Origin of the sequence: Rhodococcus sp. AD45-ID, from assembly GCF_003023755.1 — a bacterium.
Lineage (GTDB): Bacteria > Actinomycetota > Actinomycetes > Mycobacteriales > Mycobacteriaceae > Rhodococcus_F > Rhodococcus_F globerula.
Genome location: NZ_PYHL01000001.1, coordinates 443,330 through 469,982 on the forward strand (window position 1 = coordinate 443,330; position 26,653 = coordinate 469,982).

The following is a 26,653-nucleotide window of genomic DNA, read 5'->3' on the forward strand; positions in this document are numbered from 1 at the left end:
GGCAGGATCTACTTGCGTGTCGCCTCTAGATGAATCTCACACCCCACTTCCGGGTTCTCCGTTCCCACTCGGAGCGACCGTCGTCGACGGCGGAACCCAGTTTGCCGTCCATTCGCCGGACGCCACCGCGGTACAGATCTGCCTGATCAACAATGCCGGCCGAGAACAGCGTGTGAACCTCCGCCAACACACGTACGGAATCTGGCACGGAGTGATCAACGGCGTCGGGGCCGGGCAACGTTACGGCGTCCGCGCCGACGGACCGTGGAGTCCGCGGACAGGTCAGCGGTTCAATCCCCACAAACTTCTGATCGACCCGTGGGCGCGCCGCATCGAAGGTGACCTCGGCGACGCTGCAGCGCTGCGCGACTACCAACACGATCCGTTCGGCGAACCGTCGACGGTCGACTCGCTCGGCCACGTCCCCGTCTGCGTCGTGACGGCCGGCCTGACACCGCCGCACCATCGACTCGAGACACCGTGGGAGGAGACGGTGATCTACGAACTCCACGTCGGCGCCTTCACCGCCACTCATCCCGACGTACCGATCGCACACCGCGGAACATATCTCGGGCTTGCCGCCCCAGCCATCGTCGACTATCTCGTCGGCCTTGGCGTCACGGCCGTGGAACTGCTTCCCGTCCAGGCATTTCTGACCGAAGACAGCGTTCGGTCGCGCGGAATGCGCAATCACTGGGGCTATTCGACGGCGTCGTACTTCGCGCCGCACCCCGGATATGCGGCTACCCCGGGCAACGAGGTCTCCGAGTTCCGGTTCATGGTCGACGCGTTGCACAACGCCGGAATCGAAGTGATTCTCGACGTCGTCTACAACCACACTTGTGAGCAAGGCGTCGACGGAATCAGCGTCAGCTGGCGCGGACTGGATGCGCGCGGCTACTACCTCCTGAGCGAAAACGGCAGCGATATCGACCTGACCGGGTGCGGCAATACCGTCGACGCCTCCTCCCCTGCCTCGGTGCGCATGATTACCGACAGCCTGCGTTACTGGGCCGATGAGATGGGCGTCGACGGCTTCCGTTTCGACCTCGCGAGCGCGCTGGGACGACCACGCGGCGGCGCCTTCGATTCGCGAGCTGCCGTGCTCTCGGCGATCTCGTCCGATCCCGTCCTGACGCGTCGAAAATTGATCGCCGAACCGTGGGACGCCACCGGCGACGGCTATCAGGTGGGCAACTTCGGCCTGCAGTGGTCCGAATGGAATGACAAGTACCGCAGCAGTATTCGACGCTTTTGGAACGGCGATTCCAGCGTCCGGGAAGTTGCGTCACGACTCGCGGGCTCGGAGGACGTCTTTGCCGGCAACGGCCGGCGGCCGTGGGCATCGATCAACTTCGTGACCGCCCACGACGGCTTCACCGCGGCCGATCTCGTGTCGTACAACGCAAAACACAACGAGGCCAACGGTGAGGACAACCGTGACGGCGCCGACAACAACGATTCGTTCAACCACGGGATCGAAGGCCCCAGTTACGACAGCGACGTCATCGAAGCCCGTCGCCGACACGTCCGGGCACTCCTGGCAACACTCGTCCTCTCGACCGGCACACCGATGCTGACCGCGGGCGACGAGTTCGGACGCAGCCTCGGCGGCAACAACAACGCGTATTGCGTTCCCACGCATGCAACGCCGGCACAGTCGTGGGCACTCGATTGGTCGAGTGCGGATCCCACCCTGGTCAGTTTTGTCTCCCGAGCACTTGCACTGCGCAGATCGGCACCTGCCCTCCGGCAACCTGAGTTCTTCGAGGGGCGCCGACGCATCGACCATCCCGACCTCGTCTGGTTCGACTCCACCGGAACCGAATTCGACGACAGCGCCTGGTACGACGAGCGCAACCGAACAGTGCAAGCGTGGATAGACGGCGCCGACGTCCGCTCGCATACGCGTGCCGGGCGACCACTCGGCGACAGCAGCTGGCTACTGATTCTGCATTCCGGCGGACCGGCTCAGATCACGGTCGGAACCCCGGAATGGTTCGACGGTTCACTGGTGCCGGTGTTCGATTCGGCCACCGCCACCGGCGAACCCGGTTCGGCCGGCCCCGTCGCAGTAGGTTCCACGCTGACGGTGAGCGGTCCGACGGTCCTGGCCTTACGCGTCCCTGTCACTGCCGCTGTCATGGAGTCGGGAAGCACCTTGATCAGGAGCTGAATGGTGGGCCCGATACCCAAGGCGTACAGCACGGTTCCCACACCGACCGTGCCGCCGAGGGCCCACCCCACGGCAAGGACAACAACCTCGATGCTGGTCCGAACCAGGCGAACGGACAGCCCCGTGCGCGCGACAAATCCCGTCATCAGGCCGTCGCGTGGGCCGGGGCCCATGCCCGCTCCGATGTACAGGACACTGGCCAACCCGTTGAGAAGAACACCGGATACCAGCATGAGGATTCGAACTGGCATGGAATCAAAGTCCGGCAAAAAGGCCAATGAGGTATCCACTGAAATGGCGATGACAACAACATTGGCGACGGTTCCGAAACCCGGTCGTTGACGTAGCGGGATCCATAACAACAGCACAAGCGCACCGGTGATCGCGGTGATGACACCAAAACTCAACGAGAACCGCTCTGCCACACCCTGGTGGAAAACATCCCAGGGGTCCAAGCCGAGCCCGGCGGCGATCATCATCGCCATCGAGAAGCCGTACAGCCACAAGCCAAGGAACAGCGAGGCAAATCTACGTATGAGCACTCAGCCATCCTGCAGGCTCACTGGACACTTAACCCATAGCCAAGATGGCGATACTGGACTGGTCTAGCCGGGAACCGCAATCACCGTCATCGACCCGGGCGCCACTTCGGTGTATCCCGCATCCCTGACGGCGACGGCGTCGGAACTCAGCCGAGCCACAGCATCCGCCCATTGCGCCGGGTCCGCGTCACGAACCGAACACCGGAATCCGGTCTGAGCCCAGCGCCAGGCTTCCTCGTCGGACATGGCTGCCGCCAACAGCATTGACGCATGACCGACCTGTGCCGATGCTTTTCCCACGGTCATCTCGAGCGCGGGGTCAATCCACAGCACGGGCAGTCCAGGTATGGGCGGACCCGGGTTGTCGTGTTCGAGATCGGTGCCGCCGATCTGCATCTTCTTGATCCGCGGATCAAGTTCCCCGACCGGTCCGGGCACCAGAGCCCGGGCCTGGGCACCGCCGACCTCGACAGTGATTCCCGCGACATCCTGCGCCGCCAACCACTGCGCTCCCCGCGCGCGGCGCGACACCTTACGAATTCGCCCGCTCACCCATGCCGTGAAGTTGCCTCGCCACGGGCCGGGTTCGCCGTCCTCGGCCAACCCGACTCGCTCGTCGAGACACAGAGCCACCGCCGCCGATGCGGCCGCTTCCAGGAGTGAACTGCGCAGGGGCGGATCAGCTTTCGGAATATGCAGGACCATCGGCATCGCCAAAACCTGCGCGGGATCGGCCGGATCGGGCCGGCCACCGTAACCCGCAGCCAGCACGGCGTGCCGGGCGCGCCAGAGCGCATCCGGGCCCGACATCACCGCGGCGCAGGGGTCGTCGATCATGGGATCGGCACGCGCCGAACGCCGCCGTCGATCGCGTCTGCTGCTTCGACCTCGTCGCGAGTCACACCGAGGATGAAGAGCACGGCGTCGAGGAACGGATGCGACAGCGCCGCGTCGGCAACCTCGCGCAGTGCCGGCTTCGCGTTGAACGCCACACCAAGGCCGGCAGCATTGAGCATGTCGATGTCGTTTGCGCCGTCCCCGACGGCCACGGTCTGTTCCATGGGGACGCCGACCTGGTCGGCGAACTTCCGGAGCGCGACCGCCTTGGCGGCGCGGTCGACAATTTCGCCGATCACTCGGCCGGTCAACTTGCCGTCGACGATTTCCAGGGTGTTGGCGTGAACGAAGTCCAGTTCGAGTTCGTGTGCCAATCCTTCGATGACCTGACGGAATCCGCCGGAGACAACGCCGCAATGGAAGCCGAGACGACGCAAGGTGCGGATGGTGGTGCGTGCACCTGGAGTCAGTTCGATGCTCGCAGCTACCTCGTCGATCACCGAGGCGTCCAGTCCCGCGAGGGTGGCCACTCGCTGATGAAGCGATTCGGTGAAGTCGATCTCGCCGCGCATCGCAGCTTCCGTGACAGCGCGAACCTCGTCTTCGACGCCGGCCTTGGCAGCGAGCATCTCGATGACTTCACCCTGAACGAGCGTCGAGTCGACGTCGAACACGATGAGACGCTTGGCGCGCCTTGCCAAACCGGCGCGCTCGACCGCGATGTCGACGTTCTCGAGTGCTGCGACTTCGGCAAGACCGGTGCGCAACTTCGCGTCTGCGTCGGCGCTGCCGGCGGAGCTGACACTGAGTTCCAGGCCTGTCACCGGGTAGTCGGCAACACCGCGAATGGAATCGATGTTGGCGCCCTGCTTGGCCAACTCGCGTGCCACTCCGCGCATCGCGCGAGCATTCACGGGACTGCCGAGAACGACAACGGCGTGGGTGGACACGGCGGGCCGACCGGGATCTGCGCCGATTTCGATGTCGACGTTCATGCCGACCGTCGCCATCGCCTGCTCGAGTTCTTCTTGCAGCGCCTCCGGATCGTTCGGGCATGCAACGAGGACGCCGAGCGTGAGCCGACCTCGGATGACCACCTGCTCGACGTCGAGCAGGCTCACATTGTGCCGCGACAGTGCGGCAAACAGTACCGAGGTGACACCGGGCCGGTCAGGCCCGGTCACGGTCACCAGAACAGTGGTGTCTGAGGCACCCACCGAGAACTCCGATCATTTCTTGGAAATCGTGTCGTGATCGACATGCGTCGACACCTATTGTGCCAATCGGCAATCGAACAAGCGAAAGGCCCCACCCGTTGTTCGGGCGGGGCCTTTGGCGTTGACCTACGTGTAGGTCGGGTTGCTCATTTAGTGAGAACTGCCTTCGAGGGCGTCGTTCTTACTGTTGTGGCCGGGGCCGACGTGCGCTTCTGCGCGCATCCGCTCAACCATGTGCGGGTAGTGCAGTTCGAATGCCGGACGCTCGCTGCGGATGCGCGGCAACTCGGTGAAGTTGTGACGCGGCGGCGGGCAACTGGTTGCCCATTCGAGCGAGTTTCCGTAACCCCACGGGTCGTCGACCGTGACAACTTCGCCATAGCGGTAGCTCTTGAAGACGTTCCAGATGAACGGCAGCGTCGAGGCACCGAGTACGAAGGCAAAGATTGTCGAGACCGTGTTCAGCGACGTGAAGCCGTCGGACGGCAGGTAGTCGGCGTAACGACGCGGCATGCCTTCGGCGCCGAGCCAGTGCTGCACGAGGAACGTGCCGTGGAAGCCGACGAACGTGGTCCAGAAGTGCCACTTGCCGAGGCGCTCGTCCATCATGCGGCCGGTCATCTTCGGGAACCAGAAGTAGATACCGGCGTAGGTGGCGAACACAACGGTGCCGAAGACCACGTAGTGGAAGTGGGCAACCACGAAGTAGCTGTCCGTGACGTGGAAGTCGAGCGGCGGGCTCGCGAGGATGACACCCGACAGACCACCGAAGAGGAAGGTGATCAGGAAGCCGATCGAGAAGAGCATCGGCGACTCGAAGGTCAATTGCCCCTTCCACATCGTTCCGATCCAGTTGAATATCTTCACGCCTGTCGGCACTGCGATCAAGAACGTCATGAACGAGAAGTACGGGAGCAGAACTGCGCCGGTTGCGTACATGTGGTGCGCCCACACGGCGATCGACAGAGCTGCGATGGCGAGCGTTGCGTACACCAGACCGCTGTAGCCGAAGATCGGCTTACGGCTGAAGACCGGGAAGATCTCCGAGACGATGCCGAAGAACGGCAGCGCGATGATGTACACCTCGGGGTGACCGAAGAACCAGAACAGGTGCTGCCAGAGCAACACACCGCCTGTTGCCGGGTCGAAGATGTGACCACCCAGATGTCGGTCGACGAACAGGCCGAGCAGTGCAGCGGTCAGCAGCGGGAACGCCAGCAGGATGAGAATGCTGGTGATGAAGATGTTCCAGGTGAAGATCGGCATGCGGAACATGGTCATACCGGGTGCACGCAGGCAGATCACGGTGGTGATCATGTTGACGCCACCGAGGATGGTGCCGAGACCACCGACAGCGAGGCCCATGATCCAGAGGTCAGCGCCGACGCCCGGAGAATGCAGTGCATTCGTCAACGGGGTGTAGGCGGTCCAACCGAAGTCGGCTGCGCCACCGGGGGTCACGAATCCGGCCGTCGCGATGATCGCACCGAACAGGTACAGCCAGTAGCTGAACGCGTTCAGACGCGGGAACGCAACGTCGGGCGCGCCGATCTGCAGCGGAAGAATGTAGTTGGCGAAGCCGAAGACGATCGGCGTCGCGTACAGCAGCAGCATGATGGTGCCGTGCATGGTGAACAGCTGGTTGAACTGTTCGTTCGAGAGAAACTGCATGCCGGGCACAGCTAGCTCGGCACGCATCATCAGTGCCATGAGGCCACCGATGAGGAAGAAGGCGATGGAAGTCGCCAAGTACATGATTCCGAGCACCTTGGGGTCGGTGGTCGTGATCATCTTGAAAATGAATGAGCCCTTGGGTCCCTGCCGCGGCGGGTAAGGCCTGGCTGCAGCTATCGCGGGGACTGGCTGGGGCGCTACGGCAGTCACTGATCCTCCTGAATGTGCCTTTGGTCGCTCCGCAGGCTCCTTCGACAGAGCCTTTGGTCGCGCCGCAGGGTCCATTTCCCGGCGTGCGGGAAACGGCTTCTGGCTTGCGCTCATCGAATCGTAGACCGTGACCGTGACGCCTCGCGACCCGGTCCTACTCAGCGTCGTACTCGAGGGACCGTTTTGGCTCCCACTAAACGATCGACCTGCGGTTTATGTTCCCGAAGTGACGAGTGTGATCTCGTGTTGCGGCGTGTCGCACCTTGATTTCGCATCGCCAGGGAGTCGAAGCCCGAACTGTCCCGTTGTTCGGTCCGGTTGTTAAGGTCTGGCTTGCCTAACCTAGTACAGGAGTACCCGTGAAACACTTTGCTCGCCGAACCGCGGCGATTTCCGTCGTTGCCGCCCTGGCGTTGATCGTCCCCGCATGTTCGAGTGACGAGCCGGACACCACCGCGACGTCGACCGAACAGGGGGCATTTCCCCGCACGATCGAACACTTCCGCGGTAGCACCGAGATTCCGTCACAGCCCAAGCGAATCGTTGCGCTCGACAACAGCTTCACCGACGCCACACTGCTCCTCGAGTCACCCCTCGTGGGATACGTCGACTACCGCGAGCCGGGATTGCCCGACTACCTCGGATCAACCCGCGACGAGTTCGCAGCCGACGCAATTTCCGTCGGAACAGTCGGCGCCGTCAGCCTCGAGAAGATCGCGGCACTCCAGCCCGATCTGATCATCTCGGCCGAAGTCCGCGACGGCAAGAACTATGAACAACTCTCCGCTATCGCCCCGACCGTGTTCACCCAGACGACGGGACCGACGTGGAAGGCCAACATCCGACTCGTCGGTGAGGCCCTCGGCAAGGAAGATCTTGCCGAGCAGAAGATCGGCGAATACGAAGCGCGTGCCGCCGCCGTCGGAAGCGCCGTCAACAAGGCCGCGAACAACCCGGTCATCTCCGTCGTCCGCTTTGCCGGCGAACCGACAGCACGCCTGTACCGCACCACCTCGTTCAGCGGCATCGTCCTCGAGGACGCCGGCCTCGCCCGCCCGAGCAACCAGGGCCCCGATCCTGCCGACCCGGGCAATATCATGATGAAGATCAGTCCAGAGCTGATCAACGAGGCCGACGCCGACGTCATCTTCGTCAGCACGTGGCAGGATCCCGAGGGCAAGAGCGCCGAAGCCGCGAAGCCGTTCCTCACGAGTCCGCTGTGGCAAACTCTGCGTGGCCGTACCGTCGACGTCGACGATTCGGAGTGGATGTCTCCGGTCAGTATTCAGGGCGCGCACCTGATTCTGGACGACCTCGCGGACACGTTCGGAGTGGACAAGTCGAGCAGCTAACCTAAAGCGGCGCCCGCCCACACAGGAAGCCGTCGACTTGACCGTTCTCTCCCGCACCACTCTCCGCCGCGTCTCGATACTCGGCATCGCAGCCACACTCCTTGTATTGAGTGGTTGTTCGTCGGATACCTCTGACGACATTGCCAGCAGCATCGTGCGGACCACGACGTCCATCGCCGGAGCCGGTGTCATGGGGCTCGCGCGCGATACCGCGAGCGCGTGCCCCACCCCGACAGCGGCCGACGCCGGCGCCGGACCCACGGTGACGCGACAGGTCGCGCACACGGCCGGCACGGCCGAGGTTCCCTCGGATCCTGCGCGCATCGTTGTGCTCGACAGTGCGTCGATGGACGCGGTGTGTGCATTGGGATTGTGGGAACGTGTGGTGGGCGCCGCGACGGGCGTCGATTCACCTCAGCCGTCGTACCTCGGTTTCGGCATTTCGGAGATTCCGAGCGTCGGCCCGGTCAGCGCGCCCGATGTCGCTGCGATCAAGGCAGCAGCACCGGATCTGATTCTCGGATCGAGTCCGGCGTCGGCGGACTTGTACGGGCAACTGACCGGCATCGCCCCGACAGTGTTTGCCGGTTCCGACCCGGTCTACTGGAAGTCGCAGTTCGCTCTGGCCGGCCAGGCTCTCGGCCGATCCGCCGCAGCAGCAGCCGCTCTGGACGGTTACCAACGGGACGCTCGGGAACTGGGCGAGTCGCTCAATTCGGCGCAGACGCAGGCATCTGTGGTGCGGTTCGATTCGGACTCGCTGAACATCGAAGGGCCTGCCTCGTTCTCCGGTCAGATTCTGAGCGATGTCGGGGTGCGCCGGCCCCCGGCACAACGACTCACCGACACCGTGACCGCCGAGGTTCCCGCCGACGATCTCAGCGCTGCCGAAGGTGATCTGATCTACGTGCTGTTCGACGGGCCGAACGGACTGAAGTACGGAACCGAGGTGATGAAGAGCGACCAGTGGCACGATCTGGGAGCGCCCTCCGGGAACCGCGTCTTCGTCGCTGAGGACGAGATCTGGAACGGCAACGGTATGACTGCCGCGCGCGCCGTTCTCGACGATCTCCAGCACACGCTCAATGGTTACGCGAGCTGACGCGATGCCGATCCCTGAGTTCATCGTCGAATTGCGCGAAAAAATCGGTCACGCGCCACTCTGGCTGTCCGGAGTCAGTGTCGTGATTCGCGACGACGAGGGCCGCGTGCTCCTCACTCGCCGCGCCGACAACGGATTGTGGGCAGTGGTGTCCGGCGTTCTCGAGCCCGGCGAGGAACCCGCGTCGGCTGCCGTTCGTGAAGCCAAGGAAGAGACGGGCGTCGACGCGGAGTTGATTCGCATCACGAGTGTTGATGTCACAGAACCCATTACGTACCCCAACGGGGATATCACGCAATATCTCGACGTTTGTTTCCTGGCCCGCTGGACGGGCGGCGACGCGCATGTCGCGGACGACGAGAATCTCGAGGTTGCGTGGTTCGCGCCCGACAACTTGCCCTCGGATCTGACCGACACGTCGCGCCTGCGTCTGGAAAAAGCGTTGCAGGACAAGGCAGAAGCCTGGTTCTCGGCGAGCTAGCCCTCCCCTACCGACAACAAAAGCCCGATTCCCGCATGCGCAGGAATCGGGCTCAGTTGTCAGGGACTGGAAATCCTGAGCGCGTCGCTCTAGAAATCCCAGTCGTCGTCTTCGGTGTTGATGGCCTTGCCGATGACGTAGGAGCTGCCCGAGCCGGAGAAGAAGTCGTGATTCTCGTCGGCGTTGGGTGAAAGTGCCGACAGGATAGCCGGATTGACGTCCGTCTCGTCCTTCGGGAACAGTCCTTCGTAACCGAGATTGTTGAGCGCCTTGTTCGCGTTGTAACGCAGGAACTTCTTGACGTCCTCGGTCAGTCCGACCTCGTCGTAGAGATCCTGGGTGTACTCGACCTCGTTCTCGTACAGCTCGAAGAGAAGCTCGAACGTGTAGTTCTTGAGCTCTTCGCGCTCTGCCTCGGACAGCTGCTCGAGGCCCTTCTGGTACTTGTAGCCGATGTAGTACCCGTGCACGGCCTCGTCGCGGATGATGAGGCGGATGAGGTCGGCCGTGTTGGTGAGCTTGGCCCGCGAGGACCAGTACATCGGCAGGTAGAAGCCCGAGTAGAAGAGGAAGCTCTCGAGCAGGGTCGACGCGACCTTGCGCTTGAGCGGCGACTCACCGTTGTAGTAGTCGAGAACGATCTGAGCCTTGCGTTGCAGGTTCGGGTTTTCCTCCGACCAGCGGAAGGCGTCGTCGATGTCGGGCGTGGAGCACAGCGTCGAGAAGATGGAGCTGTAGCTCTTGGCGTGCACCGATTCCATGAAGGCGATGTTGGTGTACACCGCTTCTTCATGCGGGGTGATGGCGTCGGGGATGAGGCTGACGGCGCCGACGGTTCCCTGAATGGTGTCGAGCAGCGTCAGACCCGTGAATACGCGCATCGTGAGCTGCTGCTCAGGCGCGGTCAGAGTCCCCCAGGACGGGATGTCGTTGGAGACCGGCACCTTTTCGGGCAGCCAGAAGTTACTGACGAGGCGGTCCCACACCTCGGCGTCCTTCTCGTCCTGGACGCGATTCCAGTTGATTGCGGAAACGCGACTGACCAGCTTGACCATGATTCCTACCTAGCGCGAGAGATACTGCCGAATGTTGGCTTGCCTGAACACTACCCGTTGTGTCCGACTCCAGACGCCAACACAACAAGATGTGTCGTACGCGCCCACCCGCCAACGCGAAAAATGTGATATCAATTAAATATCACTTACCGATGAGGAAGCGAGTCTCACATGACCAGCACGCCCACCGTGGCCGAGAAACCAACCGGAGTTGCCACCACCACAATCGCCGAACGCCCAGGTTGGGACCTGTCGGGCAGTTGGATGCTCCTCGGCGGATTGATTCTGTTCCTCGGCGGAATCGCCCTGGCTGTTGTCGGAGGGCTCCTCGGACTCATAGCGCTGATTCCCATCGGAGTGGTGCTGTTCCTCGCGTCACTCCCCGCACTGATCGGCCTGACACTGGTGCAGCCGAACCAGGCGCGTGTTCTGCAATTCCTTGGAAGTTCGTACAGCGGCACATTGCGCACCCCTGGACTGCGCTGGACAAACCCGCTGACCGTGCGTCGTTCCATCTCCACCCGCATCAGAAACCACGAGACCGGCCAGTCCAAGGTCAACGACGCCGACGGCAACCCCATCGAGATCTCGGCTGTTGTCGTCTGGCAGGTGGCCGACACCGCGCTCGCGTCATTTCAGGTGGACGACTACGAGGAGTTCGTCTCGGTTCAGACCGAGGCAGCTGTACGCCACATCGCCGGCAGTTACCCGTACGACGCCGAAGGCCGAGTCTCGTTGCGGGAGAACGCCGACATCATTACAACGACGCTGTCGGAGGAAGTTCACGCCCGCGTGCGGGCGGCAGGGGTCGAAGTGATCGAGACCCGCATCAACCGGCTTTCCTACGCACCGGAAATCGCCAGCGCGATGCTGCGCCGCCAACAGGCGGGCGCTGTCATCGCAGCCCGGACTCAGATCGTCGAAGGCGCAGTGTCGATGGTGGACATGGCACTCAAGCAGCTGGAGGAAAAGCACGTCGTCGAACTCGACGAAGAACGCAAGGCCACGATGATCAGTAACCTTCTGGTCGTGCTGTGCGGTGACCGCGACGCACAACCGGTGCTCAACACCGGTTCGCTCTACCAGTAAAGGGAAGGCCACATGGCCACGGATCCAGCTCCGAGATCAGAGCGGAAGAAGATCCTTCTTCGGTTGGACCCGGCGGTGCACGACGCTCTTGCCCGCTGGGCCGCCGACGACCTCCGAAGTACCAATGCCCAGATCGAATTCCTACTCCGACGGGCGCTCACCGAGCACGGCCGAATGCCGAAGAACGCCGGCAAGATGCATGGTCCCGGCCGGCCGCCGTCCTAGCAGAGAAAATGCCCCCGTGCGCCTTTCCGGTAGTGGTTACTACCAAAAAGGCGCACGGGGGCGGAGCCCTTTACAGCATGCAGGAAACGCAGCCCTCGACCTCGGTGCCTTCGAGTGCCAGCTGACGCAGACGGATGTAGTAGAGCGTCTTGATGCCCTTACGCCATGCGTAGATCTGCGCCTTGTTGATGTCGCGGGTGGTGGCGGTGTCCTTGAAGAACAAGGTCAGGGACAGGCCCTGGTCGACGTGCTGCGTTGCGGCAGCGTAGGTGTCGACGATCTTCTCGTACCCGATCTCGTAGGCATCCTGGTAGTACTCCAGGTTGTCGTTGGTCAGGTAGGGCGCCGGGTAGTAGACGCGACCGATCTTGCCTTCCTTGCGGATCTCGATCTTCGATGCCACCGGGTGGATGGAACTGGTGGAGTAGTTGATGTACGAGATCGAACCGGTGGGCGGCACGGCCTGCAGGTTCTGGTTGTAGATGCCGTGCTTCTGCACCGACGCCTTCAGCTCACGCCAGTCGTCCTGCGTCGGAATGTGAAGGTCGGCGGCGGCGAACAGTCCACGAACCTTCTCCGTGGCCGGCTCCCACACCTGGTCGGTGTACTTGTCGAAGAATTCACCCGACGCGTACTTCGACTGCGGGAAGCCCTTGAAGTAGGAACCGCGCTCGATGGAGATCCGGTTCGATGCCCGCAGAGCGTGGAACAACACGGTGTAGAAGTAGATGTTCGTGAAGTCGATGCCTTCTTCGCTGCCGTAGAAGATTCGCTCACGAGCAAGGTAGCCGTGCAGGTTCATCTGGCCGAGACCGATGGCGTGAGAGTCGTTGTTGCCCTGCTCGATCGACGGCACGGAGTAGATGTGCGTCTGATCCGACACCGCGGTCAAGCCGCGGATCGCGACCTCGATGGTCTTGGCGAAGTCGGGCGAGTCCATGGTCTTCGCGATGTTCAGCGAACCGAGGTTGCAGGAGATGTCCTTGCCGACGTGGCTGTAGGTCAGGTCCTCGTTGAACTCGGACGGCGTGGAGACCTGCAGGATCTCCGAGCACAGGTTCGAGTGCGTGATCTTGCCTTCGATGGGGTTGGCCTTGTTCACCGTGTCCTCGAACATGATGTACGGGTAGCCCGATTCGAACTGCAACTCTGCGACGGTCTGGAAGAATTCGCGAGCCTTGATCTTGGACTTGCGAATTCGCTTGTCGTCGACCATCTCGTAGTACTTCTCGGAGACGTTGATGTCGGAGAATGGAACGCCGTAGATGCGCTCGACGTCGTACGGCGAGAACAGGTACATGTCCTCGTTCTTCTTCGCCAGCTCGAACGTGATGTCCGGGATCACGATGCCGAGCGACAGCGTCTTGATGCGGATCTTCTCGTCGGCGTTTTCACGCTTGGTGTCGAGGAAGCGGTAGATGTCGGGGTGGTGTGCGTGCAGGTAGACGGCACCGGCACCCTGACGCGCTCCGAGCTGGTTTGCGTACGAGAACGAGTCCTCGAGGAGCTTCATGATCGGGATGACACCCGAGCTCTGGTTCTCGATCTTCTTGATCGGTGCACCGTGCTCACGAATGTTGGTGAGCAGCAACGCAACTCCGCCGCCACGCTTGGAGAGCTGCAGAGCCGAGTTGATGGAGCGCCCGATGGACTCCATGTTGTCTTCGATGCGCAGGAGGAAGCAGGAAACGGGCTCGCCGCGCTGCTTCTTGCCGGAGTTGAGGAACGTGGGGGTTGCGGGCTGGAAGCGACCGGCAATGATCTCGTCGACAAGTTCGACGGCCAGATCTTCGTTGCCGGCAGCCAACGTCAGGGCCACCATGCACACGCGGTCTTCGAAACGCTCGAGGTAGCGCTTTCCGTCGAACGTCTTGAGCGTGTAGGACGTGTAGTACTTGAACGCGCCCAGGAACGTCGGGAAGCGGAACTTCTTGGAGTACGCGTGATCGATCAGGAACTTCACGAACGTACGTGAGTACTGATCGAGAACCTCAGGCTCGTAGTAGTTTTCCTCGACGAGGTAGTCGAGCTTCTCGTCGAGATTGTGGAAGAACACCGTGTTCTGGTTGACGTGCTGCAGGAAGTACTGACGGGCCGCCGCGACATCCATCTCGAACTGGATCTCGCCGTTTGCGCCGTACAGGTTGAGCATGGCATTGAGTGCGTGGTAGTCGAGACCGTTGGTGGAATCACCGCCGCGTGCGTCACGTTCTACGCTTCCAGCCGCGATCGTGTCAGTGATGGTTGGCGCCACTGCCCGTTCTCCTTCTCTGCTTCGAGATGATTCCAGAACTCCCCCAAGCCTTCTCGTACCCGTTCGACGTCCTCGGCAGTGCCCATGAGTTCGAAGCGGTACAGAAAAGGAACGTGGCATTTCTGGGAAATGATGTTTCCTGCGTAACAAAAGGATTCACCGAAATTGGTGTTTCCTGCCGCGATCACTGCTCTGATCAACGACCTGTTGTGTGGATTGTTCAAAAAACGAATGACCGGCTTGGGCACATAGCTGGTGTCGCGGCCTGTCACTGTTGCCCCGCCGCCGTAAGTCGGCAGGATCAGTACATAGGGCTCGTCGACGAGAAATGAGCCGTCACGGTCATGGATGGGTATGCGTGTCGCAGGCAGTCCGAGACGTTGAACGAATCGGTGGGTGTTCTCCGACACGCTGGAGAAATAAACCAGCGAAGTCATCGGTTGTCACCATTTCCTCATGCGGTGCCCGGAACTTTTCGACTATTCAACACTTTCAACTACAGGGCCGACAGCGTCGTCGGCCACCGGCGCAGCCGCGCTTCAAGCAGCGACGGCCAGCGTCTTGATGCGATCGGGACGGAAACCCGACCAGTGATCTTCACCGGCAACCACGACGGGTGCCTGGAGGTATCCGAGCGCCATGACGTAGTCACGTGCCTCGGCATCCTCGGTGATGTCGATGATGTCGTATTCGAGACCGGCCTTGTCGAGGGCGCGGTAGGTGGCATTGCACTGAACGCAAGCGGGCTTGGTGTAGACGGTGATGCTCATGAGAGTCCCTCTTTCGCTTAGCCAACAAAGGCCGATGTAGTGATGTTCAGCACCGATTCGACCGATTGCCGGAGCTTCGCTCGAGGCGTTCCGCGTTGTGGTCTCTCAGTGCTCAAGACACTACACCTAGTGGCCGACAGAATCACATAACCGAAGATGTTGTGAGTCACATAGATGAAATTCCCAGGTCGACCCAGCTCAGCACCCATAACTCCGCGCCAATTCCACGCCGTGTCGGCGTGTCGGCGCTCACATGCGCGCCGCCTACTCGACCGGGTCTCCGAACACCCCGCAGCTCTACCATGAGCGACGTGGAATCACCCCCGATCGACCTCCCCAGCGACGAAGCCCCACGCCACCTGGCAACTGTTCTCGAGGCAACGCAGATAACGCCAGGGATGCGCAGAATCACCTTCGGCGGTGCCGGCCTGGCCGACTTCGCATCAAGTGACCTACCCGACGAACGGGTGCTTGTCCGGTTCCCACTCGAGCCCCCGCACGCGCGTAGTTACACAGTGCGCCGCTGGAGCGCGGCCACCGGCGAGCTCGATATCGACTTCGTTCTGCACGGACACGGCGGGGCGGCGCGCTGGGCCGAGACGGCTATCCCCGGCGACACCGTGCACCTGTCGAGCGCCAACGGATGGTTCCGCCCGCCCGAGAACATCGAGTGGCTGACGTTGCTCGCCGACCACGCCGCACTCCCCGCAGTCGGCCGAATTCTCGAGAGCCTGCCGGCCGGGATTTCCGTACAGGTGATCGCGCAGATTCCCGATCCGAGCGAGCAGCAGAGCTTCACGACCGCGACCGACGCCGACATCCGATGGATCGGTGACGCCGACTCCCTTCTCACCGAGTTGGCCGCCGATCCCCTACCTCCCGGCACCGGATACGTCTGGTGCGCAGTCGAGGCCGCAGCAGCGCGCAAGGTTCGCGCCTACCTGCGTCACACGCTGAAGATCCCCGCGACCGCCATGCACACCATGGGTTACTGGCGCGCCGAGAAGGAGAACTGGGAACGTCGCTATGCTCTCGCCGCGGAACGAATCGACGAGGCAATGGGCGCAGCAATGATGGCGGGCAAGGACTTCGAGTCCGTTCGTGATGCCGTCGACGCCGCCATGGAACGCGAAGGCCTGTAGCGCGGCCGACCCCGGCTGACATGAAACGAGGGTCACGCCCGTCCGGCGTGACCCTCGTTCGAGAACTGGTACAGATTATGCGTTGACGAGCGTCTTCGTGGCGTCGACCAGGTCTGCGACAACCTTGGACACCTGTGCGACAACCTCAGCGTTCTCGCGTGCGTGCGAGGTGCCGAACTTGTCGAACGTGCTGGCGACAGCAAGAGCGGAATCGCTGAGCACGTTGCCGCCGGCGATGCCGACAGCCTTGACGGTGTCATCGTTGGCCCACTTCGCACCGTTGCCGCTGGGCGATGCGCTGATGACTGCAACGGGCTTGCCGGAGACAGCACCCGCGCCGTAGGGACGCGAGATCCAGTCGATGGCGTTCTTGAGGACAGCGGGGATGGTGCCGTTGTACTCGGGGGTGACGAGCAGGAAGGCGTCGGCATTGCCGGCTGCGGCCCGCAGGGCGTCGACTGCGGGGATCGATGCACCTTCGACGTCGAGGTCTTCGTTGTAGAAGGGAACGTCGGCGAGGCCTTCGAAGATCGTCAGGGCAGCACCCTCCGGCGCAGCGGACACTGCAGTCTCGGCGAGCTGACGGTTGACGGATCCGGCGCGCAGGCTTCCGACGAGAACGAGAACATTGCTCTGTGACATTGGGTGATTCCTTCGAGATTGGTGCGGTGGGCGGCTCTGGTTGAAAGTTATACCCCCTAAACGGACCACGGTCCACTTATATTCCGCAGCCATGTAACCTCGACCGGGTGAGCGCAATCCCCCTACCCCAGATCGGCGCGCAACCGGCCGAGCGCGGCGACGCCGCACGTAACCGGGCACTTCTGCTCGACGCCGCAGCGCTGCTCGTGGCCGAACGCGGAGTCGACGCCGTCACCATGGACGCCGTCGCGTGCCGCGCAGGTGTGGGCAAGGGCACAGTCTTTCGCCGCTTCGGCAGTCGTGCTGGATTGATGCAAGCACTCCTGGACCACACCGAGCGAGAGTTGCAGCACGCCTTCATGTTCGGTCCGCCGCCACTGGGGCCTGGCGCGCCGCCGATAGACCGACTGGTCGCCTTCGGTCGCGCCCGCATCGCCATGGTCGAGGTCCAGGGCGACGTTCTCCGCGCTGCCGAGAACGCGCCGGAGTTTCGCTTCGGTGGCCCGGCCCGCTCGCTGAGCATCGCGCACGTGATCAGTTTGCTCCGCACGGCCGGCGTCGAGGGCGATCTGGAACTTCTCGCCTCGGCACTATTGGCGCCACTCGAAGCGTCGTTGGTTCTATACCAGGTTCGCGACCTCGGGATGACGACGGAAAGACTCGCTGACGGTTGGGAAAATCTTGCCCGGCGCGTTACTCGATGTTGAAGACCTCGAACACATTCCAGCGCCTAGTCTGAGCCAATGCGCATCGCAGCCGCCGTCCTCGGCCTCCTCGCCATCGCAGCCGTCAGTGGCTGTTCCAGCAACTCGGAAACACCGGACTCGGTCGCCGATCCCGCAGGGCGGGTATTCATCTCCACCCAGGTGGACGGAACCCCGATTCCCGGCGGCGGCCCACTGTCCCTCGACTTCACGACGCCCGGCCTGGTGGCGGCGACTGCCGGCTGCAATACAGCGAGCGGCGCAGTCGAATTCACGGACGGCAAGATCACCACAGACACGATGGCCACCACCATGATGGCGTGTGAGCCCCCCGTCATGGAATCCGACGCTTGGGTGACAACGCTCCTTTCCGCACAGCCGTCCTGGACACTGTCCGGTGACACACTCACCCTCACCACAGACACGATCACCGTCACGCTTGCCGACAAGAAGGTCGTCGACCCGGACCGTCCTGTTCAGGGCACTGCCTGGACCGTGACGTCGCTCATCACTCCCGACGCCGTCACATCCAGCCTGGCGCTCGAAACCTCGGCGCCGGAACTCACGATCGCCGCCGACGGATCGGTCACCGGCAGCACCGGATGTAACCGCATGATGGGGTCGGCAACGGTCACCGACACCACCATCACCTTCGCCCCGATGGGTACCACGAGGATGGCGTGCGAGCCAGAAATTGCCGACATCGAACGGCACGTCCTGACAGTGCTCGACGGTGAGGTCACCGTCGCCGTCGACGCCGCAACCATGACGCTCCGCAAGCCCGACGGCAACGGCTTGATCCTGACAGCCCAGGCTTGATCTAGCGAGTCCGACTCAGACGTTCTCGGCCAGCCACCGCCCCAATTCGCGGGCGCTGGCATCGATTTGGGCCGGCCAGTCCAGAGCGGAATCGTCAGCCTGATCGCTCACATGCTTGACCAACCGGCACCGAGCACCGGCGGCCCGCGCCGCGTAGGCGACCGCAAAACCTTCCATGTCCACCAGATCGGCCCGCTGCGCGAGCGCATCCCGGACGGCCGCGTCGGAGACAAATGCGTCGCCGGTGGCCAGAACCGAATCGTCGCCGTCGACTAAGGCCAGTCGATCCACAACCTCGTGGCCGAACGATCTGATCGCCGCACTGCTGATGTCGTGATTGATCACGACACCCGGCACGAACAGCCCGCCGTGATGCACGTGCAGCGCGCCTGCAGTGCCGATATTGACGACCAACGGCAACTCTCCGGGAAGAAACCGTGCCAGCGCCGACGCGACTGCCGTTGCCGCACTGACCTTTCCGATACCGGTGATCACCAACTCGAACTCCTGCGGAACGTACGCCGCCTCCGCCTTGGTTGCGCTGACCACCAGAACTTTCTTCGCACTCATGCGCGAGACGATACCTGTCGCTAAAGTTCCCTCATGGCCACATTGCGCGAGAGCATCATCGACGAACTAGGCGCGAAGCCGTCCATCGAGCCGGCGGCCGAAGTCCGCACCAGGGTTCAGTTCCTGAAGGACTATCTGCTGTCCACTCCTGCCAAGGGATACGTGCTGGGCATCAGCGGCGGGCAGGACAGCACACTGACCGGTGCGCTCGCTCAGCGCGCGGTGACAGAACTGCGAGAGGAGGGCCACGACGCCGAGTTTGTTGCCGTTCGATTGCCGTACGGCGAGCAGGCCGACGAGTCCGACGCGCAGATCGCGCTCGGTTTCATCAAGCCCGACCGCAGCCTGACCGTCAACGTCAAGCCAGGAGCCGACGCCACAGCCCGTGAAGCATCCGAGGCCCTGGGCGACGGTGAACTGCGAGACTTCGTGCGCGGCAACATCAAAGCTCGGGAGCGCATGATGATCCAGTACGCCATCGCCGGCCAATTGGGGTACATCGTGATCGGCACCGATCACGCTGCCGAGGCCATCACGGGATTCTTCACCAAGTTCGGCGACGGCGGAGTCGACATCACCCCGCTGACCGGCCTGAGCAAGAGGCAGGGCGCCGCACTGTTGCAGGAACTGGGCGCGCCCGAGAGCACGTGGCGCAAAGTGCCCACCGCCGACCTCGAAGACGACCGCCCCGCCCTCCCCGACGAGGTGGCGCTTGGACTCACCTACGCCCAGATCGACGACTACCTCGAAGGCAAGGACGTCTCCACGGAGGTATCCGACAAACTCGAAAAGATGTACCTGAACACCCGTCACAAGCGGACCGTTCCGGTTACCCCGCTCGACACCTGGTGGCGTTAGCCCCCAATTCCTATAGATGCACGGCGCCCACCTTCCGAGAGGAAGGTGGGCGCCGTGCTTCGTTCTGCTGTTATCAGCTGGCCGAGAGGCTGCCGAAGATGTTGCCCAGGCTGCCGAACGCGCCGGCAGGCTCGTCCTTCAGCGCGAAGTTGGTGGTGCAACCGTTGAACTTCACGGCGTCGACGTGGGTCAGCCCGGCATCGGCGCGACCGATACTGACGCCGTAATGCTCAACCGTAGCGTCGGGGTTTGCTGCGGCGATTGCCGCGAGGTCCGTCGGAACGTTCTTAGGGGCACCGCCGATGTCACGGGTACTGATCCACTTGCCGTTCTGGATGTTGGTGTGTGCTCCGCCGTTGGTGGTGTCAACGGAGTCGTTTCCGTTTGCTACCCAGTACACGGTCGCAAATCCATTGTCAGCCGGGTTCGTGGTGCCGCTCAGACGCAACTGGAACGATGCCTGTGAACTGGCTGCCTTCTCTGCGAAGCCGATCTCCGTCTTGACGGCGTCAGAGAGCTTGATCGAGCCGGCGGAGTGGTACGACACCGAACGGTTGTCAGGCGAGGGTGCGGTGATCTCCAGCTTCAGTGAACCATCCGTATCGAGGACATCGGTGTCCGAGTAGAAGGCAACCTGCTTCTTCTCGTCGTCGAACGGAATGCCCCAGCCATTGGGGGTTGTCTCGGTCGACAGTGCCGAGCAGGTGAAGCCTGCGGCGGGGGCATCGGAAGAACCGAGTGAGCCGGTGGTCGCTCCGGCAAGTGCCGGAGCCGTCAGGGCTGCTGCGCCGACGAGAGCAAAAGCGAAACCGAGACGACGTGTGGAATTGCGGGACATGTAAGTACCTTTCACCATTCACGGGGGGAATTACGACAAAAGGTAACACATGAATTTGGCGAAAATTCCGACTCGGAAAATCCCTTGTCATTCATGTGAATGACGCATCTACGCGGATACCAAAAATGGTACATCCCCCAAAAGTATGAGTTCAGTCAGACAATTCCGACTAATCAGAACGACAATCAAATGTCAGTCAAACACCGAGGTAAAATGCGCTGACCAGCACAACGAAGCTGCATCGCAAATCGGATCAACACGTCATACCGGGCCTCTTAGGACATCCGATCTCATCATTTAGGTCGGTACCTGTCAGCGACAGTAAACCGCAAAAGAATTTTGAGGTTTATTTTGATCGACAGCTCTAGCCGCCCGCGAAAGGCGGCAAAATGTCTACCGCAGGCCCCGCGACGCGACCGGTATCACGCGTCAATTCCTCGCCGACGAGATACGCAGAAACGGACAAAACGCGCTTCATGTCGGGGCCGTATTTGTCAGACAGAACAGCAACAAGATCAGCGAGCGTGCTTGAATGCGGCAGCGCGAGTGTCTCGCTACGACACCCCGAAGCGTCTGCGGCTGCAGCGAAGTATCGAACCGACATCGATTCCGAATCAGCCACCGATTGCACCCATACTTCTCTCCGGCGGCACAAAGCCTTCTGCCGCAATCCCATGACCTGCCCACTTGTTCCACATTGCGCCCCGCCACAGATCAGCGATCTCATCGTCACCGCCGCCTGAACGCAGTGCTGCTCGCAGGTCCACTTCACGATCGCTGAACAGACATGACCGAATAGTTCCCTCGGCTGTCATACGTGTCCGATCGCAGTCGGCGCAAAAAGATCGAGTCACCGAAGCGATAATTCCCACCGTCGCCGGACCGCCGTCGATTTTCCATTCCTCGGCCGGCGCACTGGGGTCGTCACGCCCGATCGCGGTCAAAGTGAATCGAGTGCCCAATACGGTGAGAAGTTCCTCGGCGGTCACCATGTTCTCTCGCGCCCACGTGTGATCGGCGTCGAGGGGCATCTGCTCGATGAATCGCAATTCCACGCCGGCGTCCACGCACCAGTGGAGAAGCTCCGCCGCCCCGCTCAACGTCTCACGCATAAGAACGGCGTTCACTTTCAGTGGAGCCAGACCTACTCGCGCCGCAGCGTGAATTCCCGCTAACACCGACGGCAGTCTGTCGCGGCGCGTCAGTTCTGCAAAATGCGCGCGATCCACTGAATCCAAAGAGACATTGACGCGGGTCAATCCGGCTGCCGCTAATTGCTGCGCGCGGTGTTCCAATCCGACGGCATTAGTAGTCATTGCCAAAGGAATTCCGGGAACACGCTCAGCACAGCCGGAGATAATCTTCTCGAGATCTTTGCGCATCAACGGTTCGCCGCCGGTAAAACGAACTTCTCGAATGCCGAGACGATCTACTCCGATACCTACAACGCGAACAATCTCTTCGGTGGACAACAGATCTTCAGTGGGAATGACCGGCAGGCCTTCCTCGGGCATGCAATACGTACAACGCAGTGAACACTTTTCGGTGATCGAGATTCGCAAGTCACGGGCAACGCGCCCGAACTTGTCGATCAATACGTCGGTGTCAGGCCGGCCCGTCATCGACGCGGGATTGCCACGGACAGAATTGCTCCGGACAGTGGGGATCCCCACCACCACCGGAGTCATCGCTGCACCAGGTTCCACATCACTCCAGTATGGCGCAGCGGGCAACGGGAAGTGTCACTCGTATCACTCGACCTGGAACCAGACCATCTAGAATCGGACCATGTCGAGGCTATCGCTGTGAGCGCACGTTCCGTCGAAGACCATCAAGAGCACGTATCCGGATTGCTGGCCGGGTTGCACACTTTGGCACCCACCGCCCTGCCCCTCACCGAGGCGCTGGGGTCGATAGTCTCGGCGGACGTCACCTCCCCTGTCGATCTGCCTCTGTTCCGCAATTCGCAAATGGACGGCTACGCCGTCGACGCCGAGTCCGTACGCAACACGCCCGTCACACTCGCTGTGCGAGGAGTTCTCGCAGCGGGTAGTGGCACTCCCCCGAAACATCTCGCGGGCTCGGCATTTCGGATCATGACCGGCGCCCCCATGCCCGAAGGCGCAGACACCGTCATCCCAGTCGAAGACACCACCGGCGACTCGAAGCACGCCGTCACGATCAACCGTGGACGCGCCGCCGGAGAGTTCGTCCGTGAACGCGGAAGCGACATCACGGCTGGCATGCTCCTGGTTCGAGAAGGCACTCGCCTGGAACCGCGGCACATCGCGGCACTCGCGGCCGTCGGCGCAGCAACTGTCATCACATACACACCGCCACGGGTCGCCGTCATCACTACTGGCGCCGAACTGAAAAGCGCAGGAACACAACTCAACCCCGGCGAGATCTACGACTCCAACGGGCCCGCCCTGGCGAGCTTGGCCCGCGCCAACGGGGCCGACGTCGTATCCATCGCCCGCAGCACCGACGATCCGGATGTGTTCCGCGAATTACTTTCGTACGCAACATCTGTCGCAGACCTTGTCTTCACCTCCGGCGGTGTGTCCATGGGCGACTTCGAGGTCGTGAAGGAAACGCTGCAACCCCTCGGTGCTGCGTTCGGCCACGTCGCGATGCAGCCGGGCGGTCCGCAGGGCTCAGCTGTGGTCAACGAGGTTCCGATACTGAGCTTCCCCGGAAACCCGGTGAGCACAATGGTGTCGTTCGAAGTGTTTGCACGCAAGAACATCAGACGCGCCGCCGGACTGCCACCCATCGCATCCGAACGTCGCCCCTTGACTACCGCGCTGCGATCAATCCCCGGCAAGCGCCAGTTCCTCCGCGGACGACGCTCCGGCGACGGCGTCGAACCGGTGTCCGGCACCGGCTCCCATCTTGTTGCCATGATGGCCTGGGCGGACGTACTTCTCGACATTCCCGCCGACGTCACCGACCTTGATGCCGGAACACCGGTAAGCGTCATTCCGCTCTCTGCCTGGAACTGAAACGCTGGAACTGAAAAGGACGGTAAGGACTTTCAATGACCGAACTGACACACGTCGACGGCGAGGGCCGCGCCCGCATGGTCGACGTGAGCGCAAAAGCCGAGACGACGCGCATTGCGGTGGCCGCAGGTGAACTGGTCACCACTGCGGAGGTCATTCGCCTCGTCCGGGCCGACGGAATGCCCAAAGCCGATGTCCTCTCGACAGCAAGGATCGCCGGCATCGCGGGCGCAAAGAAGACGTCCGAGCTCATTCCGCTGTGTCATCAACTCGCGTTGTCGTCCGTCAAAGTGGAGTTCGGGTTCACCGAGACCTCGATCACCGTCGAAGCTACGGCCAAGACTCGCGGGCAGACGGGCGTCGAGATGGAGGCGCTGACAGCGGTTGCCGTGGCCGGGCTCACGTTGCACGACATGGTCAAAGCCATTGACCCCGCTGCCACCATGAACGGCGTCCGCCTGCTCACCAAAGACGGTGGTAAACGCGGACATTGGACGCGCGAGAGCGGCCCGGCACCTGAATCTGGCACTGCCCCAAACACATTCGAGACCACGCGCACCGCGGCCGTCCTTGTCGCGTCTACCGGTGGCGCCGCTGGGACCCGCCCCGACACAACCGGCCCCGCCATCGAACAATGGCTCCGGGATCGCGATTTCGAAGTGCGCGGCCCACTGGTCTACGCCGACGCCGACATCGCCGCGGGCATCGACGACGCCAGAACCGGTTCCCCAGCCCTGATCATCAGCACCGGCGGAACCGGCGCTTCTCCCACTGATGCCACGCCCGAAGCGACGCTTGCCGTTCTCACCCGCGAACTACCGGGAATCGCGGAAGCGATCCGCACAAAGGGGCTCGAAAAGACCCCACACGCCTCGCTCAGCCGCGGAGTGGCAGGACTCACAGAGCGCACTGTCATCGTCAATCTGCCCGGATCTCCGGGCGGCGTGAAGGACGGACTTGCCGTCCTCGACCCCATCATCGATCACTTGCTCGCGCAGGTTGCAGGCGGAGGAATGCACGATGACTGAACTGCTCGCACGAATTTCCGAACATCCGATTCAAGCCGCCACCGTCGACGCTGCCGTCGCCGGACCGAAGAACGGCGCTGTTGTCGTCTTCACCGGCACGGTGCGCAATCATGATGGTGGCCAAGCTGTTTCAGCCCTCGAGTACCAGGCACACCCCGACGCCGAACGGTTTCTGCGCACCTGCTGCGAGGAAGTGTCGGCTTCTACCGGCCTACCCGTCGCAGCGATTCACCGCGTCGGACATCTCGAGATCGGCGACCACGCTTTGGTTGCCGCGGTCGCTGCCCCACATCGCGCGGAAGCGTTTGCAGCGTGCGCCGAACTGGTGGAACGAATCAAGGCCGAAGTGCCGATCTGGAAGCGTCAGCGCTTCGCCAGTGGCGTTTCCGAGTGGGTCGGGTTGTAGAGAAGTCGCGCGGTCCAGGTAGACTCAGCATCACTAGGTGTCCGAAAGTGGGCACCCAGCGTCGAAAGAACGCAACTTCAGTTCGCGAAGAGTGCTTAACGCACCCGCACTTCTTACGGCGAAGAAGCCTGCCGACCGGCAGCGCCGCCACCACTGTGCTTGATTGTCAGATACGGCTATTTTGCCGTGTCGGCATCCGGGCACGCAAAGTGCCCCGAAAGGCTCTGAACACACTTGTCCGACACCTCGACTGTCACCACTACCGCTACCTTCGCTTCCCTCGGTGTACGTCCGCCGCTGGTCAAAGCACTCGAAGACGGCGGAATCACCTCCCCCTTCCCGATCCAGATCGACACCCTCCCCGACACTCTGTCGGGACGCGACGTCCTGGGCCGCGGAAAGACCGGCAGCGGTAAGACGCTTGCCTTCTCCATCCCCATGGTCTCGCGCCTCGCGGGTGAATTGGCCGGCGGCAAGCGTCGTCCGGGCCGCCCGCTCGGACTGGTTCTCGCGCCGACCCGCGAGCTCGCCACCCAGATCACCGCAACCCTCGAGCCGCTTGCCGCGGCCTACGACCTGCGCGTCACCACCATCTTCGGTGGCGTCTCGCAGCACCGTCAGGTCCAGGCACTCAAGGCCGGGGTCGACATCGTCGTCGCGTGCCCCGGTCGCCTCGAAGACCTCATGAAGCAGAAGTTCGTAAGCCTCGACGCCGTCGAGATCACGGTCCTCGACGAGGCCGACCACATGGCCGACCTCGGCTTCCTGCCCGTCGTCACCCGCATTCTCTCGTCCACTCCGGCCGACGGCCAGCGACTGCTGTTCTCCGCCACCCTGGACAACGGCGTCGACAAGCTCGTCAAGCGTTTCCTCAAGAACGAGGTCATGCATTCGGTAGACGAGGCCAACTCCCCCGTCGCCGCGATGACGCACCACGTGTTCGACGTCGACGGCGTCGAAGCGAAGAAGGCTCTGGTGGAGAAGCTGGCGTCCGGCACCGGTCGACGCATCCTCTTCATGCGCACCAAGCACCAGGCTCGTAAGTTGGCTCGCCAGCTCACCGAGTCGGGCATTCCGTCCGTCGACCTGCACGGCAACCTGTCCCAGGCTGCCCGCGATCGCAACCTTGCCGCGTTCTCCGCCGGCGAGGCTCGCGTTCTGGTTGCCACCGACGTTGCCGCTCGCGGCGTTCACGTCGACGACGTCGAGTTGGTTGTGCACGTCGATCCCCCGGCCGAGCACAAGGCGTACCTGCACCGCAGTGGCCGTACCGCTCGCGCCGGCAGCGCCGGTGACGTAGTCACCGTCGTCCTGCCCGAGCAGCGCAAGGATCTCGCGCTCCTCATGCGCAAGGCAGCTATCAAGGTGACGCCCGTTCGATCAACTGCGAACTCCGAGCACGTCGTGAAGCTTGTCGGCGACATCGCACCGCATGTCACCCCCGCACCCAAGGCTCCGGTGGCACCGCAGGGCGGCGGCCGCGGATCTCGTCCGGCACGTTCCGGTCAGGGCGGTCAGGCTCGTAGCGGCCAGGCACGTTCAGGTCAGGGCGGCCAGGCTCGCAGCGGCCAGGGTGGTCAGTCTCGTGGCGCGCGGTCCGGCGGCGCAGGCCGGGCCCGTACCGGTGGACGTCCCGCAGCCCGCTAACCGCGAGCGG

General features: G+C 62.5%; 26 protein-coding genes and 1 pseudogene. 14 read left to right on the forward strand and 13 right to left on the reverse strand.

Annotation, left to right across the window (positions count from 1 at the left end; translation table 11 throughout):
• Positions 1-16: 16 nt before the first annotated feature.
• A pseudogene (glgX, locus tag C7T36_RS01995) lies at positions 17-1,957 on the forward strand (glycogen debranching protein GlgX); the annotation flags it as partial.
• A 14-nt stretch (positions 1,958-1,971) separates the two neighbouring features.
• Here the strand turns inward: glgX and C7T36_RS30710 are convergent.
• From C7T36_RS30710 to ctaD, 4 genes are all read right to left on the reverse strand, one after another.
• Positions 1,972-2,661, reverse strand: coding sequence for a membrane protein (locus C7T36_RS30710; RefSeq protein WP_308811201.1), 690 nt, complete (start codon positions 2,659-2,661; stop codon positions 1,972-1,974).
• Positions 2,662-2,781: 120 nt separating this feature from the next.
• Positions 2,782-3,555 carry a peptidyl-tRNA hydrolase gene (locus C7T36_RS02005; RefSeq protein ID WP_106939682.1) on the reverse strand — a complete coding sequence of 258 codons (774 nt, stop codon included), beginning with the start codon at positions 3,553-3,555 and terminating at the stop codon, positions 2,782-2,784.
• Positions 3,552-4,772 carry a phosphoserine phosphatase SerB gene (gene serB / locus C7T36_RS02010; protein ID WP_033231092.1) on the reverse strand — a complete coding sequence of 407 codons (1,221 nt, stop codon included), beginning with the start codon at positions 4,770-4,772 and terminating at the stop codon, positions 3,552-3,554. The genes C7T36_RS02005 and serB overlap by 4 nt, the downstream gene beginning before the upstream one ends.
• A 150-nt stretch (positions 4,773-4,922) precedes the next feature.
• Positions 4,923-6,656 (reverse strand): cytochrome c oxidase subunit I, encoded by a 1,734-nt coding sequence (gene ctaD, locus C7T36_RS02015; protein WP_072782333.1) that lies wholly within the window; start codon positions 6,654-6,656, stop codon positions 4,923-4,925.
• 359 nt (positions 6,657-7,015) lie between these two features.
• On the opposite strand from ctaD, the gene C7T36_RS02020 reads away from it, so the two are divergent.
• Genes C7T36_RS02020 through C7T36_RS02030 form a run of 3 tightly spaced genes read left to right on the forward strand, consistent with a single transcriptional unit; the run spans position 7,016 to position 9,591 of the window.
• Entirely contained in the window at positions 7,016-8,008 is a 993-nt protein-coding gene (locus tag C7T36_RS02020) for an ABC transporter substrate-binding protein (RefSeq protein ID WP_045070415.1), read from the forward strand.
• Positions 8,009-8,045: 37 nt separating this feature from the next.
• Complete coding sequence (locus tag C7T36_RS02025; protein ID WP_045070418.1) at positions 8,046-9,110, forward strand: iron-siderophore ABC transporter substrate-binding protein; 1,065 nt, start codon at positions 8,046-8,048, stop codon at positions 9,108-9,110.
• Positions 9,111-9,114: 4 nt separating this feature from the next.
• Positions 9,115-9,591 carry an NUDIX domain-containing protein gene (locus C7T36_RS02030; RefSeq protein ID WP_033231095.1) on the forward strand — a complete coding sequence of 159 codons (477 nt, stop codon included), beginning with the start codon at positions 9,115-9,117 and terminating at the stop codon, positions 9,589-9,591.
• Positions 9,592-9,680: 89 nt separating this feature from the next.
• On the opposite strand, the gene nrdF is transcribed toward C7T36_RS02030, so the two are convergent.
• The gene (gene nrdF, locus C7T36_RS02035; RefSeq protein ID WP_033231096.1) at positions 9,681-10,646 is read right to left on the reverse strand and encodes a class 1b ribonucleoside-diphosphate reductase subunit beta; all 966 of its coding nucleotides are present in this window, start codon (positions 10,644-10,646) and stop codon (positions 9,681-9,683) included.
• 171 nt (positions 10,647-10,817) lie between these two features.
• Here nrdF and C7T36_RS02040 point away from each other — a divergent pair, with 171 nt between their 5' ends.
• On the forward strand, positions 10,818-11,735 hold the full coding sequence (locus C7T36_RS02040; protein ID WP_033231097.1) for an SPFH domain-containing protein: 918 nt from the start codon (positions 10,818-10,820) through the stop codon (positions 11,733-11,735).
• Between the two features lie 12 nt (positions 11,736-11,747).
• Positions 11,748-11,960, forward strand: coding sequence for a hypothetical protein (locus C7T36_RS02045; RefSeq protein ID WP_020969285.1), 213 nt, complete (start codon positions 11,748-11,750; stop codon positions 11,958-11,960).
• A gap of 70 nt (positions 11,961-12,030) precedes the next feature.
• Here the strand turns inward: C7T36_RS02045 and nrdE are convergent, their stop codons facing one another.
• The 3 genes from nrdE to C7T36_RS02060 all read right to left on the reverse strand — a co-directional run bounded on the left by nrdE (position 12,031) and on the right by C7T36_RS02060 (position 14,984).
• Positions 12,031-14,214 (reverse strand): class 1b ribonucleoside-diphosphate reductase subunit alpha, encoded by a 2,184-nt coding sequence (gene nrdE, locus C7T36_RS02050; RefSeq protein WP_033231098.1) that lies wholly within the window; start codon positions 14,212-14,214, stop codon positions 12,031-12,033.
• Positions 14,172-14,651: a class Ib ribonucleoside-diphosphate reductase assembly flavoprotein NrdI gene (nrdI, locus tag C7T36_RS02055; protein WP_033231099.1), complete on the reverse strand. Its 480-nt coding sequence runs from the start codon at positions 14,649-14,651 to the stop codon at positions 14,172-14,174. The genes nrdE and nrdI overlap by 43 nt, the downstream gene beginning before the upstream one ends.
• Positions 14,652-14,753: 102 nt before the next feature.
• Complete coding sequence (locus C7T36_RS02060; protein ID WP_033231100.1) at positions 14,754-14,984, reverse strand: redoxin NrdH; 231 nt, start codon at positions 14,982-14,984, stop codon at positions 14,754-14,756.
• Between the two features lie 302 nt (positions 14,985-15,286).
• Between C7T36_RS02060 and C7T36_RS02065 the strand changes: the two genes are divergently transcribed.
• Positions 15,287-16,126 (forward strand): siderophore-interacting protein, encoded by an 840-nt coding sequence (locus tag C7T36_RS02065; protein ID WP_045070424.1) that lies wholly within the window; start codon positions 15,287-15,289, stop codon positions 16,124-16,126.
• A gap of 75 nt (positions 16,127-16,201) precedes the next feature.
• Here the strand turns inward: C7T36_RS02065 and C7T36_RS02070 are convergent, their stop codons facing one another.
• Positions 16,202-16,768: an NAD(P)H-dependent oxidoreductase gene (locus tag C7T36_RS02070; RefSeq protein WP_033231102.1), complete on the reverse strand. Its 567-nt coding sequence runs from the start codon at positions 16,766-16,768 to the stop codon at positions 16,202-16,204.
• A gap of 107 nt (positions 16,769-16,875) precedes the next feature.
• Here C7T36_RS02070 and C7T36_RS02075 point away from each other — a divergent pair, with 107 nt between their 5' ends.
• Positions 16,876-17,475 carry a TetR/AcrR family transcriptional regulator gene (locus tag C7T36_RS02075; protein ID WP_033231103.1) on the forward strand — a complete coding sequence of 200 codons (600 nt, stop codon included), beginning with the start codon at positions 16,876-16,878 and terminating at the stop codon, positions 17,473-17,475.
• Positions 17,476-17,511: 36 nt separating this feature from the next.
• On the forward strand, positions 17,512-18,291 hold the full coding sequence (locus C7T36_RS02080) for an META domain-containing protein (RefSeq protein ID WP_045070426.1): 780 nt from the start codon (positions 17,512-17,514) through the stop codon (positions 18,289-18,291).
• 15 nt (positions 18,292-18,306) lie between these two features.
• Here the strand turns inward: C7T36_RS02080 and C7T36_RS02085 are convergent, their stop codons facing one another.
• Positions 18,307-18,861 (reverse strand): nucleosidase, encoded by a 555-nt coding sequence (locus C7T36_RS02085; protein ID WP_045070428.1) that lies wholly within the window; start codon positions 18,859-18,861, stop codon positions 18,307-18,309.
• 33 nt (positions 18,862-18,894) lie between these two features.
• Between C7T36_RS02085 and nadE the strand changes: the two genes are divergently transcribed.
• Positions 18,895-19,719: an ammonia-dependent NAD(+) synthetase gene (nadE, locus tag C7T36_RS02090; RefSeq protein ID WP_045070429.1), complete on the forward strand. Its 825-nt coding sequence runs from the start codon at positions 18,895-18,897 to the stop codon at positions 19,717-19,719.
• 73 nt (positions 19,720-19,792) lie between these two features.
• On the opposite strand, the gene C7T36_RS02095 is transcribed toward nadE, so the two are convergent.
• From C7T36_RS02095 to moaA, 3 genes are all read right to left on the reverse strand, one after another.
• Entirely contained in the window at positions 19,793-20,557 is a 765-nt protein-coding gene (locus C7T36_RS02095; protein WP_045070430.1) for a hypothetical protein, read from the reverse strand.
• 364 nt (positions 20,558-20,921) lie between these two features.
• Positions 20,922-21,179, reverse strand: a complete 258-nt coding sequence (locus C7T36_RS02100; protein WP_080711593.1) for a MoaD/ThiS family protein — start codon at positions 21,177-21,179, stop codon at positions 20,922-20,924.
• On the reverse strand, positions 21,172-22,245 hold the full coding sequence (gene moaA, locus C7T36_RS02105) for a GTP 3',8-cyclase MoaA (RefSeq protein ID WP_045071132.1): 1,074 nt from the start codon (positions 22,243-22,245) through the stop codon (positions 21,172-21,174). The genes C7T36_RS02100 and moaA overlap by 8 nt, the downstream gene beginning before the upstream one ends.
• A gap of 117 nt (positions 22,246-22,362) precedes the next feature.
• Between moaA and glp the strand changes: the two genes are divergently transcribed.
• The 4 genes from glp to C7T36_RS02125 all read left to right on the forward strand — a co-directional run bounded on the left by glp (position 22,363) and on the right by C7T36_RS02125 (position 26,643).
• The gene (glp, locus tag C7T36_RS02110; protein ID WP_045070432.1) at positions 22,363-23,562 is read left to right on the forward strand and encodes a gephyrin-like molybdotransferase Glp; all 1,200 of its coding nucleotides are present in this window, start codon (positions 22,363-22,365) and stop codon (positions 23,560-23,562) included.
• Positions 23,563-23,597: 35 nt separating this feature from the next.
• Positions 23,598-24,590: a bifunctional molybdenum cofactor biosynthesis protein MoaC/MoaB gene (moaCB, locus tag C7T36_RS02115; RefSeq protein WP_045070434.1), complete on the forward strand. Its 993-nt coding sequence runs from the start codon at positions 23,598-23,600 to the stop codon at positions 24,588-24,590.
• Positions 24,583-24,996 carry a molybdenum cofactor biosynthesis protein MoaE gene (locus tag C7T36_RS02120; protein ID WP_033231110.1) on the forward strand — a complete coding sequence of 138 codons (414 nt, stop codon included), beginning with the start codon at positions 24,583-24,585 and terminating at the stop codon, positions 24,994-24,996. The genes moaCB and C7T36_RS02120 overlap by 8 nt, the downstream gene beginning before the upstream one ends.
• A gap of 234 nt (positions 24,997-25,230) precedes the next feature.
• On the forward strand, positions 25,231-26,643 hold the full coding sequence (locus C7T36_RS02125; protein WP_045070437.1) for a DEAD/DEAH box helicase: 1,413 nt from the start codon (positions 25,231-25,233) through the stop codon (positions 26,641-26,643).
• Positions 26,644-26,653 lie beyond the last annotated feature (10 nt).

Bases quoted from the DNA above. Each gene is read 5' to 3' on its own strand.
- C7T36_RS02080 (WP_045070426.1), top strand. From the start codon at position 17,512: ATGCGCATCGCAGCCGCCGTCCTCGGCCTCCTCGCCATCGCAGCCGTC.
- nadE (WP_045070429.1), top strand. From the start codon at position 18,895: ATGGCCACATTGCGCGAGAGCATCATCGACGAACTAGGCGCGAAGCCG.
- C7T36_RS30710 (WP_308811201.1), bottom strand. From the start codon at position 2,661: ATGGCGATGATGATCGCCGCCGGGCTCGGCTTGGACCCCTGGGATGTT.
- C7T36_RS02095 (WP_045070430.1), bottom strand. From the start codon at position 20,557: ATGTCCCGCAATTCCACACGTCGTCTCGGTTTCGCTTTTGCTCTCGTC.
- moaA (WP_045071132.1), bottom strand. From the start codon at position 22,245: ATGACTCCGGTGGTGGTGGGGATCCCCACTGTCCGGAGCAATTCTGTC.
- C7T36_RS02120 (WP_033231110.1), top strand. From the start codon at position 24,583: ATGACTGAACTGCTCGCACGAATTTCCGAACATCCGATTCAAGCCGCC.
- nrdI (WP_033231099.1), bottom strand. From the start codon at position 14,651: ATGACTTCGCTGGTTTATTTCTCCAGCGTGTCGGAGAACACCCACCGA.
- C7T36_RS02085 (WP_045070428.1), bottom strand. From the start codon at position 18,861: ATGAGTGCGAAGAAAGTTCTGGTGGTCAGCGCAACCAAGGCGGAGGCG.
- C7T36_RS02005 (WP_106939682.1), bottom strand. From the start codon at position 3,555: ATGATCGACGACCCCTGCGCCGCGGTGATGTCGGGCCCGGATGCGCTC.
- C7T36_RS02030 (WP_033231095.1), top strand. From the start codon at position 9,115: ATGCCGATCCCTGAGTTCATCGTCGAATTGCGCGAAAAAATCGGTCAC.
- C7T36_RS02060 (WP_033231100.1), bottom strand. From the start codon at position 14,984: ATGAGCATCACCGTCTACACCAAGCCCGCTTGCGTTCAGTGCAATGCC.
- C7T36_RS02070 (WP_033231102.1), bottom strand. From the start codon at position 16,768: ATGTCACAGAGCAATGTTCTCGTTCTCGTCGGAAGCCTGCGCGCCGGA.
- C7T36_RS02040 (WP_033231097.1), top strand. From the start codon at position 10,818: ATGACCAGCACGCCCACCGTGGCCGAGAAACCAACCGGAGTTGCCACC.
- moaCB (WP_045070434.1), top strand. From the start codon at position 23,598: ATGACCGAACTGACACACGTCGACGGCGAGGGCCGCGCCCGCATGGTC.
- nrdF (WP_033231096.1), bottom strand. From the start codon at position 10,646: ATGGTCAAGCTGGTCAGTCGCGTTTCCGCAATCAACTGGAATCGCGTC.
- C7T36_RS02045 (WP_020969285.1), top strand. From the start codon at position 11,748: ATGGCCACGGATCCAGCTCCGAGATCAGAGCGGAAGAAGATCCTTCTT.
- C7T36_RS02065 (WP_045070424.1), top strand. From the start codon at position 15,287: ATGAGCGACGTGGAATCACCCCCGATCGACCTCCCCAGCGACGAAGCC.